Here is a 13550-nt window from a genome sequence, read left to right as displayed (position 1 = left end):
AGATCGCAATCAGCCTCTGGCCAAAACCCAAACCAAGCCTCGCATGAGGCCAATCCGCCGCGGCAGCCTCCTGACATCTATTTGCCGAGCGCAATCTATCCACAAAACAAAACCCCGCCGAAAATCGACGGGGTTTGTCAGCGGTCTGGAGGGAGGGAGCAATGCTCCCTCCCTTTTATGTTTCAGCCGCACGCAGCCGCGAGGATGGCGGCGCGGTCAGGCTCGTCGGACAGGTCTATGCGAACCGCCATGCCGTTGCGCGCCGGCTTGCGCAACGCTTTGGCACCATCCGGTTCAATACAGAGCCACCGCCCGTCATCCCAGCTCTGCAACCTTGACCGCGAAAGGCCGAGCTCGCCGGCAAGCAGGCGGTCCAGCCGCAAAGGCGTCGTGCCCTCGAGCCGAAGTTCGAGCGCGAGCGCGGCCGCGTGTCCCGGCTCGCCGTCCAGAAGCTCCTTTTGGACCGTGACATCGGGAGATTCCTCGATCCGGCCAGCCCGGTCGCGCAGCATCGCGCCATCGAAGGCGTAGCGGCGGACAAGCGCCGGATCGTTGCTTTCGAGCGCCGTAAGCAACGCGGGTTCGATGTCGCGGCGGTTTCGCCGCTCCAGGATGGCGAAATTCCAGGAGTTGTCGCAGGCGGTACAGCGGTAGATCAGCCAGACGTCGATGCGCTTGCCGTTGGCATTGACGCGGAATTTTTCGCTGCAGCGATATGGTCTGGCGCTGCGGCAGCGGTTGCAGTTGATGAGAGGTCGTGGCGCGATTGCAGGCGCGATCGTCCAGTGGACACGCAAGGTAGACATGCCGGTAGGCCCTTCCCGTCGGGAAGTCCGTCAGGCCGGCAATGTCCGAGATGCCCTTTTTTGTTGAGCATGATCTTTTCCGAAAACCGGGTACCACTTTTCGGGATCATGCTCGTGCGGGCACGGCGTGGCGAAAGGCTGCGTGTTTAAGGTTAGGCGTCGGCTCGGGATTCGGCCGGCGGCTCAGCAATGCCAAACCGGTCTCGAACCGCCGCCTGAAGAACACATGAAAATGATGCAGGGCCGCTAAAGCTGCGCCTGCGGTGCATTCGGAGGAGTTGGCGAGACCGGCGGTTACTGAGGCAAAGTGATGCTCGAAAATGGGTAAATGTTCGGGTCTTTTAGCGGCTGGGTGACGAAGGGGCAAGGGTGTCCCGACGCCGGTTCACGAGCGCTGTGCTGCCCCTCATCCGCCCTTCGGGCACCTTCTCCTCGTGAAGGGGGAAGGAAACTTCTGCGGCAACGCGGGTGATTGGCGAAATCATCGGCGAGAGCGCCCTTCGCCCCGTTTACGGGGAGAAGATGGCGGCAGCCAGATGAGGGGCGGCGCCGGCGTCAGCGATTGTCCCATCTTTGCCAACGTTGCTCCCGCTGGCTAGTATGACAGCCAATCCCAATCCAAGAGGTCCCTCATGCATCTCGCCTCGCTGCTGATCTTCGCCGCCGCGCTCTTCGTCGCGGCCGGCTCACCTGGCCCGTCGATCGCCGCTCTGGTGGCGCGCGTGATCTCGAAGGGGTTCCGCGACGTCTTCCCGTTCCTGCTGGCGATGTGGATCGGTGAGGCGATCTGGCTGTCGCTGGCGGTGTTCGGACTGGCCGTCGTGGCGCAGACCTTCCACTACGCCTTCGTCGCCGTGAAATGGGTTGGCGTCGCCTACCTCGCATATCTGGCGTTCAAGATGTGGACGGCGCCGGTCGAGGCGAAGGAAGGCGAGATGCCGCGCGAGGACTCGGCCCTGAAACTGTTCTTCGCCGGCATGGCGGTGACGCTCGGCAACCCGAAGATCATGATGTTCTATCTGGCGCTGCTGCCCACCATCATCGATCTTGCCTCGGTCAGCATGGTCGGCTGGGTCGAGCTGACGCTGACCATGGCCATCGTGCTGGTCGTCATCGACCTCGCCTGGGTGCTGGCCGCTTCGCAGGCGCGCCGGCTCTTGAAGAGCAAGCGCGCCATGAAGATCGCCAACCGCGTCAGCGCCACCACGATGGCGGGTGCGGCCGCGGCAATCGCCGCCCGGTAGAAAGACGCGCTGATGTTCAGGCGAGGCTGCCTGCGGGCGGCCCGGCCCGAGACCTCTTGCCTCACATCATCTCGATGATCGGCGCGATCTCGACGCTGAAGGCGGGGTCCATCAGGATCGGGCATTCCTTGGCCTTGGCGACGGCGTCGTCGATGTCCCTGGCTTCGACGATGGTGTAGCCGGCGGTCGGATTGCTGCCGCCATTGTTCTCGATCTTGCCGCTCGGCAGCACCGTCTTCGACATGCCGACCGGATTACCGCCGTCGACCACGGCCGAACCGAGCTTGCCGTACCAGCCGGTCCAGGCGTCCATAGCCGCTTTCCGTTCGGCGTCGTCGGTCGGCATCTTGCCGGAGCCGTGATAGACATAGAGAAATTTCGCCATGTTCTCCTCCCTTGTCGGCGGCGTCGAACCGGCATGCGGCCACGCCGCAGTCGTGATGTGCAGCCATGCTGCAATCCGATATGCAGCTGCGCTGCAATCCGATACGCAGCTGCGCTGCGATCGTTGATATGCAGCTACGCCGCAATCATGGATATGCAGCTACGCCGCAATCCTGATCATCGGACCAAATGGCGGGATGGGCAATGAAAAATTCTATATTGCTAATAGAAGGCCCGCGGAGGCTACCTTGCCATGGCGTGGTATTCGGGGTTGGGCCGCATATCGACCGCGGCTGCCACCCGGTTCGACATGTTGAAGAAGGCGGCGGTCGAGGCGATGTCCCAGATGTCGCGGTCTGAAAAGCCGGCCTGGCGCAAGGCGGCGCGGTCGGCCTCGACGATCCTGGCCGGCTCCTCGGTCAGCTTGACGGCGAATTCGAGCATCGCGCGCTGGCGGTCCGAGAGATCGGCGGCGCGGAAATTCATCACCATCATCTCGCCGAGCGCCGGCTCGCCCGACAGCTGACGCACCGCCGCGCCATGCGCGGTCAGGCAATAGAAGCAGTGGTTGATCGAGGAAACGACCACGGCGATCATCTCGCGCTCCAGCTTCGACAGGCCGGACTCTCCCAGCATCAGATCGTTGTACATATCGGTAAAGGCGCGCAGCTTCTTTTCGTCGAAGGCGTAGGCGGTGAGCACATTGGGCACGAGGCCGAGCTTCTCCTCGCATTTCGCGAAATAGGCCTTGGTCGCGTCGCTGAGCTCCGCCTGGACAAGGTCGAGCGCGATTATTTTGCCGGTCATATGGTCTCTCCTCGCGAGGACGATGGCGTCGGTTCGAATTTTTTAAAGCGTCGTCAAACCTTTGTCGCCAAACGGCGCTCATCTGGCTACCATAGTCGCAAAAGCATACGACGGGAGGGAATAAGCGTCATGGCCAGCGTGAAATCCAAGCCGAAGAAGAAAGTCACCGCCGCCGCGAAAGCGGAGGAGAAACCCACAAGGCTTGCCGACTATCTGCTTGCACGGGCGCCCGCCGAGGACATCGCGGCCTATGACGTGGCCGACCTCGAACGCGCCGGCGAGCTCGCCGCCCAAGCGGTCGCCAGCCACAGGAAGGGCGAAAGCGTCGTTGCCGTCGAGGCGGATTCGGGCGTTGCCTGCGACGGCCGGCCGGTCACGGTCATCACCGTCGTCAACGACAACATGCCGTTCCTGTTCGATTCCATCCTCGGCGAGATCGCCGAAACCAGCAGCGAGCCGACGCTGGTCACCCATCCGATCGTCACCGTGCGCCACGGCAAGGCCGGCGTCGTCGAGGTCCTTGGCGATGGCGGCAAGGACGATGACGACAGGCTGAGCGTCGTCCATGTCCACATTCCAAGGCTGAACGCCGAGCAGGCGAAGAGCCTTGCCGAGCGTTTGCGCAAGGTGCTTTCCCAGGTCCGCGCCGCCGTCGTCGACTGGAAGCGGATGCTCGCCCGCCTCGACCAGGCGATTTCCGAATTCCGCTATTCGGCAGTGCCGCTCGACAAGAAGAGCGTCGCCGAGGCGATCGCCTTCCTCGAATGGCTGCGCGACGACAATTTCACCTTCCTCGGCATGCGCGAGTTCAAATATGTCGGCGGCGAGGAGAGCGGCTCGCTGGAGCGCGCCGAAAAGCCCGGCCTCGGCATCCTGTCCGATCCCGACGTGCTGGTGCTGAGGCGTGGCACCGAGGCGGTGACGACGACGCCGGAGATCCGCGCCTTCCTGCATGGACCGGAGCCGCTGATCGTCACCAAGGCCAACGCCAAGTCCCTGGTGCACCGCCGCATCTATCTCGACTATGTCGGCATCAAGACCTACACGTCGAAAGGCGCGCTCGCGGGCGAACTGCGCATCGTCGGTCTGTTCACCTCGACCGCCTACACGCGCTCGGTGATGAAGATACCGTATCTGCGCTCGAAGGCCGAAACGATCATTGCCAAGTCCGGCTTCAATCCGAACGACCATTCGGGCAAGGCCCTGATCAACGTGCTGGAAAGCTATCCGCGCGACGAACTCTTCCAGGTTCCGGTGCCGGTCCTCAGAAAGCACGCCCATGCCATTCTCGGGCTGGTCGAGCGGCCGCGGATCAGGGCGCTGGTGCGCGTGGATCAGTTCGATCGGTTCGTTTCCATCATCGTCTTCGTGCCGCGCGACCGCTATGACAGCGTCGTGCGCGAGAAGGTCGGCGCCTATCTCAAGACCGTGTTCGAGGGCCGGCTGTCGGCCTATTACCCGGCCTTCCCGGAAGGCGGTCTGGCGCGCGTGCACTTCATCATCGGCCGTTCCGGCGGCAAGACGCCGAAGGTCGAGCAGTCGACGATCGAAGCGGCGATCCGCGACATCGTGCGCACCTGGGAGGACGCACTGTCCGAAGCCGCGGAAGCGGCCGGCAGCGATCCGGCGCTGAAGGCGATCGCGGCGCGGTTCCCCGAAAGCTATCGCGATACCTTCTCGGCCGCCGTGGCGCTGGCCGATGCCGGGCGCATCGCAAAGATCAGCGCCGAAAATCCGATCGCCATCGACTATTACCGCCATGCCGACAAGAAGCCGGAGCAGGCGGCGTTGAAGATCTATCACCATGGCAGCCCGGTGGCGCTGTCGCGGCGCGTGCCGGTGCTGGAGAATATCGGCTTCCGCGTCATCAGCGAGCGCACCTTCGAGGTCGGCAACGATCCAGCCGGCACGGTGTTTATCCACGACATGGAGCTGGAGAACAGCTACGGCAAGCCGATCGAGCTTACCGATGGCGGCGCGCTGTTCGAGGACGCGTTCCTGTCGGTCTGGCGCGGCGATGTCGACAATGACGGCTATAACGGCCTGGCCCAGACCGCCGGCCTGTGGTCGGGCGAGATCGCCATCCTGCGCGCCTATGGCCGCTATTTGCAGCAGGCCGGCATCCCGCAGAGCCAGGATTTCATCGCCGCAGCCCTCAACCGCTATCCGGAGATCGCGCGCGGCCTGCACGCGCTGTTCGTCGCCCGTCTCGGCCCGTCGGCGGAAGGCGACGGCGCGGTCGCCGCCAAGCACCTCAAGGCCAAGATCAAGGACGCGCTGGAAGAGGTGCCCAATATCGATGACGACACCATCATCCGCCGCTACCTCAACCTCATCGAGGCCTCGCTGCGCACCAATCATTTCGTAGCCGATACGAAAGCGAAGGGGCAGTCGCTGGCGATCAAGCTGGATTCGCAGGCGGTCGAGGGACTGCCGGCGCCGCGGCCGTGGCGCGAGATCTTCGTCTATGGCTCGGAGGTCGAGGGCGTGCATCTGCGCTTCGGCCCGGTGGCGCGCGGCGGCCTGCGCTGGTCGGACCGCGCCCAGGACTACCGCACCGAGGTGCTGGGACTGGTCAAGGCGCAGCAGGTCAAGAACGCGGTCATCGTGCCGGTCGGCGCCAAGGGCGGCTTCTTCCCGAAGCGCCTGCCGGCTGGCGGCAGCCGAGACGCCATCTTCGAGGCCGGCACCTCGGCCTACAAGAACTTCGTCTCCAGCCTGCTCTCGATCACCGACAATATCGGCGTCGACGGCGTCATCCCGCCGGCCGGCGTGGTGCGGCGCGATCCTGACGATCCGTATTTCGTCGTCGCCGCCGACAAGGGCACGGCGACCTTCTCCGACACCGCCAACGCCATTTCCGAGAAGCACCATTTCTGGCTGGACGATGCCTTCGCCAGCGGCGGCTCGGCCGGCTACGACCACAAGAAGATGGGCATCACCGCCAAGGGCGCCTGGGAAGCGGTGAAACGGCATTTCCGCGAGATCAACCGCGACATCCAGACCTCGCCCTTCACCGTGGTCGGCGTCGGCGACATGTCGGGCGACGTGTTCGGCAACGGCATGCTGCTCTCGCCGCAGACCAGGCTGATCGCCGCCTTCGACCATCGCGACATCTTCATCGATCCCGATCCGGACATGGCCGCCTCGATGGCCGAGCGGGTGCGCATGTTCGCGCTGCCGCGCTCGTCCTGGCAGGACTATGACAAGTCGAAGCTGTCGCAAGGCGGCGTCATCGTCTCGCGCAACCAGAAATCGATCACGCTGCCGCAGGCGGCGGCTGCCGCCATCGGCTTGTCCAAGACCACGGCAACGCCGGTCGAGATCATGAGCGCCATCCTCAAGGCGCCGGTCGACCTTTTGTGGTTCGGCGGCATCGGCACTTATGTGCGGGCCTCAGGCGAAAGCAACCAGGATGTCGGCGACCGCGCCAACGATGCAATACGCGTCACCGCGCTCGATGTTCGAGCGAAAGTGATCGGCGAGGGCGCCAATCTCGGCGTCACGCAGCGGGCGCGCATCGAGTTCGGCCTGAATGGCGGCCGCTGCAATTCGGACGCCATCGACAATTCGGGCGGCGTCAACTGCTCCGACGTCGAGGTCAACATCAAGATCGCGCTGGCCTCGGCCATGCGCAAAGGCTCGCTGACCAGGCCTGCGCGCAACAAGCTGCTCGCCGAGATGACCGACGAGGTGGGCGCGCTGGTGCTCTCCAACAACTACCAGCAGACGCTGGCGCTGTCGCTGGCGCGCAAGCGCGGACTTGCCGACATCGCGCACCAGGCGCGTTTCATGACGGCGCTGGAATCGCGCGGCCTGCTCGACCGCGCGGTCGAGACGCTGCCTTCGCCGGCGGTGCTTGCCGAACGCGAGGCGCGCGGCGAGCCGCTGACCAGGGCCGAGCTCGGCGTGCTGCTCGCCTATGCCAAGATCGTGCTGTTCTCCGACATCGTCGCCAGCGACGTGCCGGACGAGCAGCATTTCGACCGCGACCTGATGGGCTATTTCCCGGAACGCATGGCGAAGAAGTTCGCCGGCGAGATCCGCGACCACCGGCTGCGCCGCGAGATCATCGCGCGGGTCGTCGCCAACGACCTCGTCAATCGCGGCGGTCCGTCCTTCGTCAACCGACTGCAGGAAGCTACCGGCCGCACGGCGGCCGATGTCGTGCGCACCTTCGCGGTGGTCCGCGACGGCTTTGCGCTGCCGGCGCTCTACAAGGAGATCGACGCGCTCGACAACCAGATCGACGGCCAGATCCAGCTCGATCTCTACCAGGCGATCAGCCGGCTTATCTTCGTGACCAGCGGCTGGTACCTGAAAAACGAAGCGGGTTCCGTGCCGCTTGGCCAGCGCATCGCCGAATTGCAGGAAGCCCGCAAGGCGCTGGAGCCGAAGCTTACCTCGCTGCTGCCGGCCTTCTCGCGCGAGCGCGTCGAGGATCGGCGCCACGGCCTGTTCAAGGGCGGCGCGCCGGAGAAGCTCGCCGGGCAGCTCGCTCTGACCGAAGTGGCCGAGCTGATCCCGGATGTCGCGCTCACCGCGCGCACGGCCAATGCCGACATCGTCAGCGCTGCCAAGGCCTTCTTCGCCGTCAGCGACGCCTTCCGCATCCCGCGCGTCGAGGAAGCGGCGCGCTCGATCATGCCGCCCGACTATTACGATCAGCTGGCGCTGTCGCGCGCCACCGACACGATCGGCGTGGCGCGCCGCGGCATCGCGGTGGCGGCGCTCACCGCGCACGGCACGGCGGCGGATCCGGTCGCGGCCTGGCTGGAGGCCGGTGGCGAGCGCGTCGCACGCATCCGCGAGCGGCTGCAGGCGCTGACCGAAGGCGGCGACATCACCGTGTCGCGGCTGTCGGTGGCGTCGGGCCTGATGAGCGACCTGACGGGGATGTGAAGCTTCGGCAGGCTTGGTTCCTCGCCCTGCAGAGCGGGGAGAGGTGCCGAGCGCTGCGAGGCGGAGAGGGGCTTCGTAGAGCGGAGCCCTTCTTTGATGATCAACCTGTCATAGGCCGACGCATTCCCCTCTCCGTCTCGGCTTCGCCGAGCCACCTCTCCCCACTTCGTGGGGCGAGGAACCCGCGCTTGTTCATTTGCATCGCTGCCTGAAAACATGCAGACATGGCGCCCGACGCGAGCGATGCCAGGGGAATCAGCATGGCGGCAGTAGAGACAGTGCAGCGGGCATCGGGGCGCGGCATCTGGGGCTGGATGTTCTTCGACTGGGCGGCGCAGCCTTTCTTCACCGTCGTCACCACCTTCATCTTCGGGCCCTATTTCGTCTCGCGCATGGCGAGCGATCCGACCGCCGGACAGGCGGCCTGGGGCTACGGCATCGCCGCCGCGGGCCTGATCATCGCGGTGCTGTCGCCGGTGCTCGGCTCGATCGCCGACCAGACCGGACCGCGCAAGCCGTGGATCGCCTTCTTCGCCACGATCAAGATCGTCAGCCTCACGCTTTTGTGGTTCGCCGCGCCCGGCTCGAACCTCTTCCTGGTCGTGCTGTTGTTCTCGCTGGCTTCGGTGGCGGCCGAATTCTCAACCGTGTTCAATGATTCCATGATGCCGCGGCTGGTGCCGAAGGACGAGATCGGCCGGATATCCAACATGGCCTGGGGTCTTGGCTATCTCGGCGGCATGATCGCGCTGATCTTCGTGGTGCTGTTCCTGGCCGGCAATCTCGAAACCGGCAAGACGCTCATCGGGCTCGACCCGCTCTTCGGGCTCGACCCGAAGCTCGGCGAGGATGCGCGCTTCACCGGGCCGATGTCGGCCGGCTGGTATTTCCTGTTCATCCTGCCGATGTTCTTCTTCACGCCGGACGCCATCAAAGGGATCCCGATCGGCCCGGCGGTGCGCGAGGGCCTGTCCGAACTCAAGTCGACGCTTGCCGAGGTGCGCCAGCGCAGCGGCATCCTGCGCTTCCTGCTGGCCCGCATGATCTATCAGGATGGCGTCAACGCGCTGCTGGCGCTTGGCGGCACGTTCGCGGCTGGCATGTTCCAGTGGTCGATCACCGAGATCGGCCTGTTCGGCATCATCCTCAACGTCGTCGCCATCTTCGGCTGCTGGATCGCGGCGCGGCTCGATACCGCGCTCGGCTCGAAGCATGTGGTGATGATCGCGCTGGTGATGCTTTCGGTCGCCACGATCGGCGTCGTCTCGACCGGCCCGGGCTTCACGCTGCTCGGCCTGATCCCGCTCTCCACCGCCGATTCCGGCGGCCTGTTCGGCACCGCGGCGGAGAAAGCTTATATCCTCTACGGCTTGCTGATCGGGCTCGCTTTCGGCCCGGTGCAGGCCTCGTCGCGTTCCTACATGGCGCGCAGCGTGACCGCCGCCGAGTCCGGCCGCTATTTCGGCATCTATGCGCTGGCAGGTCGGGCGACCAGCTTCCTGGCACCGTTCATGGTGGCGACCATCACCACCATGAGCGATTCGCCCCGGCTCGGCACGGCGGCGATCATCCTCTTCCTCGGCATCGGCATGGCGATCCTGGCGGGGACGCCCTATCCGGCGGACAAGCGGTAGCGCGATCTCGCCTTCTCCCCTTGCGGGAGAAGGTGGCCGAGCGAAGCTCGGTCGGATGAGGGGTGTTGGAAGGTTCGCTGCGCGGAAGAAGTAAGCGCCTGGAATCTTTCAGTTTTCCGACGTCTCACTCCGCTGGAACACCCCTCATCCGTCTCGGCGCTACGCGCCGATCCACCTTCTCCCACAAGGGGAGAAGGAAAAGGGTGCTAATGCCGGAAATGCCTTACCCCGGTGAACACCATGGCAATGCCGTGCTCGTCGGCGGCGGCGATGACGTCCTCGTCGCGCATCGAGCCGCCGGGCTGGATGACGGCGGTGGCGCCGGCCTCGATTGCCGAGAGCAGGCCGTCGGCGAAGGGGAAGAAGGCGTCCGAGGCGACGACCGAGCCCTTGGTCAGCGGCTCGGCGAGGCCGGCGGCTTCGGCCGCGTCCAGCGCCTTGCGGGCGGCGATGCGCGAGGAATCGACGCGGCTCATCTGACCGGCGCCGATGCCGACCGTCGCTCCGTCCTTCGCATAGACGATGGCGTTCGACTTGACGTGCTTGGCGACGCGGAAGGCGAATTTGAGATCGGCCAGTTCAGCCGGCGTCGGCGCGCGCTTCGTCACGACCTTCAGCTCGAGGTCGTCGACCACGGCATTGTCGCGGCTTTGGACAAGCAGCCCGCCGGCGACGGATTTCGCTGTCGTGCCGGCGGCGCGCGGGTCGGGTAGGCCGCCGGTGACCAGCAGGCGCAAATTCTTCTTCGCCGCGACGATCGCGGCCGCCTCGTCGGTGGCGTCGGGCGCGATGATCACCTCGGTGAAGGTCTTGACGATTTCCTCCGCCGCCTCGGCATCGAGGATGCGGTTCATGGCGACGATGCCGCCGAAGGCCGAGACCGGGTCGCAGGCCAGCGCCTTGGCGTAGGCAGCCTTCAGCGACGGGCCTTCGGCGACGCCGCATGGGTTGGCGTGCTTGATGATGGCGATCGCCGCCGAGCGGGCGGGATCGAACTCGCCGACCAGCTCGAAGGCGGCGTCGGTGTCGTTGATGTTGTTGTAGGAGAGCTGCTTGCCCTGCAATTGCCTTGCCGTCGCGACGCCCGGCCGCTTGTTGCCCGACAGGTAGAACCCGGCGCCCTGATGCGGGTTCTCGCCATAGCGCATCACCTGGTCGAGCCGGCCGCCGAAGGCACGCCAGGTCGGGTGCTCGATCTGCAGCGCCTCGGCGAACCAGCCCGAGATCGCCGCGTCATAGGTGGCGGTGCGGGCAAAGGCCTTGGCCGCCAGCATCTTGCGGAAGTCGAGCGACAGCGAGCCGAGATTCATCTCCAGCGCGTTGACGACGGACGCATAATCGGATGGGTCGGTGACGATGGCGACATAGGCGTGGTTCTTGGCCGAGGCGCGGATCATCGCCGGCCCGCCGATATCGATGTTCTCGACGATCGAGGCATAGCCGGCGCCGGAGCGGCGGACTTCCTCGAACGGGTAGAGGTTGGAGACGACGAGGTCGATAGGTTCGATGCGGTGGTCGCGCATGGCCTTGGCGTGCTCGGCATCGTCGCGGATGCCGAGCAGCGCGCCATGCACCGAAGGATGCAAGGTCTTGACCCGCCCATCCATGATCTCGGGAAAGCCGGTGAGCTCGGAAACGTCGCGGACCGCCAGGCCCGCCTCGGCGATGGCCTTCGCCGTGCCGCCCGTCGAAACCAGCTCGACGCCGGCGGCGGCGAGCGCCTTGGCGAAATCGATCAGGCCGGTCTTGTCGAAGACGGAAAGCAGCGCCCGGCGCACCGGAACGAGATCAGGCGCCGGAATGTTTTTTGTGGGCACGGCCATGGGCGGGCGGCCTTTCAGAGCTGGTGGACGGGACGTTGGCCGGCCCTAGCATATGAGCCCCGGAAATCAAGTGAGTCTTGGGATCAGGCGCGCGGCCGGATTTGCCGGGAATTCAGTTGTTCTCGGGATAGCCGGCGATGTCGGTGCGGGTCAGCTGCCAGTGGACCTCGGCAATCTCCGAGGCCTTGAAGGAGAGCACGATCTGCCGGCTGCGGCGCGGGCCGCTCAGTCCGGCGAAATAGATCGATTCCTCGACCTCCGGCACCACTTCGGCGCAGGTGAAGACCCAGGTGTCGCCCTGCGCGGCGGCAAGCGTCAGGCGGTCGTGGTTGTCCTGCAGCAGGTTGACGTCGGGGTGGACGTGGAAGCGCACCGTGACGAAGTCGCGGCCGTTGTTGCGGATCGCGGCATTGCCCGGGCGCAGGAAACGGTCGCGGCCGGCCAGCACGTTGCCGTTTGTGCCAAGCTTCAGCTCGCGCTCATGCAGGAAACCGAATTGCTGGGCATAGCCGTCGTGGCGGGCGACGAAGCCGTGCACGCCCTTCTGGTCGAGGCGCTTGCAGGGCACATGCTGCGGGCCGCCGATCAGCGGCGATCCCAGCAGGTCGCTGACGCGCAGCGAGTGGCTGAAGCGCGCCGACGACGTGTCGTTCAGGGTGGCGGTCGAATGCGCGGCGGTGGCGCGCGCCAGCGGCCGGAATTCCGGGGCGCCGTAGGTGTCGATGCCGGCATTGACGATGAAGTGCTGGCGCCCGGAGGAGAGCTCGAAGGCGAGGCAGCCGGCATGCGCGGCGTTGGAGACGTCGACCGGCGGCGGCAGGCCGGTGTCGGCGATCACCGTCACGCCGCCCATCGACAGGCGCTCGTAGCCGGAATGCGGCGCATGCAGCAGCGGCGCGCCCGCCGTGTCGTCATGACGCATGATGGTGGCGATGCGATCGTGGATGGTGGCGCCCATGCCGTTGAAGCGGGCGAGGCTGCCGTCCTGATGGCGAAAGAAGCGCAGCGCCGGCAACATGCGGTCGATGGCGCCGATCAGGGCCGCGGGCGGCGCCTCAGCCTGGTTGGCATAGGTCTGGCGCAGCGGCAGAAGGTCGGCCAGCAGCTCCAGCACCGCCATCGGCTTGCGTGAGATATGGCCGCCATCGGGCAGGATCTGATGGTCGAGCTCCTCGGCGAGGTTGCGTGTCGCCGCTCGCAGCGCCGAGGCCGGCGCCGGCAAGGACAGCGCGGCGAAGGCAAGCGCGATGCGGGCGCGCAGCCGGGCCTCGCCATCCGGCATCTCGCGCACCATCGAGCGGAGATAGCGGATCTGCACGGCAAGCGATTTCAGGAAGGCGCGATAGAAAGGGAACTCGGCGCCTTGCAAGACCACCGAGGAATGCTGCAGCCAGGCGATCACCCGCTTGGCCGTCGTTCCCGGCTCCCAGGCGATGCCTGAGATCTGGTTGCCGTGCATGGCGATCCAGTCGGTCACCAGGGCTCTCGCGTTGGCGGCGGCGAGTTCAGTGCCGGCGGCGCGCATGTGGCGCAGCCAGCGGAAGCCATGCAGCGATTTCTGCCAGCCGCGATTGGGCACGTCGAGCTGGAAGGGCGATGTGCCGCCGGTCTCGACCAGGTGGCCGGACAGCGGGTAGCGGCCGTAATAGATCTCCAGCGCGATCTGCGGATCGGCGAGCCGCAGATCCGGAGGGGCGATCAGGACACGTTCGGGCGTGCGTCCGGAATAGCGCCAACGATAGACCGGGCCGGCGCGCAAACGCCGGCGCGTCTTGCGCCAGAACTCCTTCGCGACAAGCGTCCATAGACGTGTCGTGCTGCCGGCAACAAGTGCCAATAGCCCTCCTGATGTCCCCGTAACCCGAGCACAAGCTTATGCGATTCAAGAACTTATGCGAAGGCGGATTTCGCCGAAGTGAACCAATTCACGCGGCCGCAGCCGGGCCGTCC

Annotated in this window: 8 protein-coding genes; 3 read left to right on the top strand and 5 right to left on the bottom strand. The window is 65.6% G+C overall.

What is annotated here, in order from left to right; all coding sequences use genetic code 11:
- Nucleotides 1-182: 182 nt before the first annotated feature.
- The gene (locus tag AC0YKC_RS04730; protein ID WP_488510304.1) at nt 183-806 is read right to left on the bottom strand and encodes a DUF1062 domain-containing protein; all 624 of its coding nucleotides are present in this window, start codon (nt 804-806) and stop codon (nt 183-185) included.
- Between the two features lie 632 nt (nt 807-1438).
- On the opposite strand from AC0YKC_RS04730, the gene AC0YKC_RS04725 reads away from it, so the two are divergent.
- On the top strand, nt 1439-2050 hold the full coding sequence (locus AC0YKC_RS04725; protein WP_488510303.1) for a LysE family translocator: 612 nt from the start codon (nt 1439-1441) through the stop codon (nt 2048-2050).
- Between the two features lie 61 nt (nt 2051-2111).
- Here AC0YKC_RS04725 and AC0YKC_RS04720 read toward each other — a convergent pair whose 3' ends face one another.
- On the bottom strand, nt 2112-2435 hold the full coding sequence (locus tag AC0YKC_RS04720; RefSeq protein ID WP_488510302.1) for a YciI family protein: 324 nt from the start codon (nt 2433-2435) through the stop codon (nt 2112-2114).
- Between the two features lie 242 nt (nt 2436-2677).
- Entirely contained in the window at nt 2678-3241 is a 564-nt protein-coding gene (locus AC0YKC_RS04715; protein ID WP_320297549.1) for a peroxidase-related enzyme, read from the bottom strand.
- Nucleotides 3242-3370: 129 nt separating this feature from the next.
- On the opposite strand from AC0YKC_RS04715, the gene AC0YKC_RS04710 reads away from it, so the two are divergent.
- Nucleotides 3371-8143 (top strand): NAD-glutamate dehydrogenase, encoded by a 4773-nt coding sequence (locus AC0YKC_RS04710; protein WP_488510301.1) that lies wholly within the window; start codon nt 3371-3373, stop codon nt 8141-8143.
- A 260-nt stretch (nt 8144-8403) separates the two neighbouring features.
- Nucleotides 8404-9777: an MFS transporter gene (locus tag AC0YKC_RS04705; protein WP_488510300.1), complete on the top strand. Its 1374-nt coding sequence runs from the start codon at nt 8404-8406 to the stop codon at nt 9775-9777.
- A 206-nt stretch (nt 9778-9983) separates the two neighbouring features.
- On the opposite strand, the gene purH is transcribed toward AC0YKC_RS04705, so the two are convergent.
- Complete coding sequence (gene purH, locus AC0YKC_RS04700) at nt 9984-11600, bottom strand: bifunctional phosphoribosylaminoimidazolecarboxamide formyltransferase/IMP cyclohydrolase (protein ID WP_488510299.1); 1617 nt, start codon at nt 11598-11600, stop codon at nt 9984-9986.
- Nucleotides 11601-11712: 112 nt separating this feature from the next.
- Entirely contained in the window at nt 11713-13437 is a 1725-nt protein-coding gene (locus AC0YKC_RS04695) for a heparinase II/III family protein (RefSeq protein WP_488510298.1), read from the bottom strand.
- Between the last annotated feature and the right edge of the window lie 113 nt (nt 13438-13550).

This window comes from Mesorhizobium sp. CNPSo 4661 (assembly GCF_057784215.1).
The sequence above is the reverse complement of the archived record's forward strand: the minus strand, read 5'-3'. Positions and strand labels throughout refer to the sequence as shown.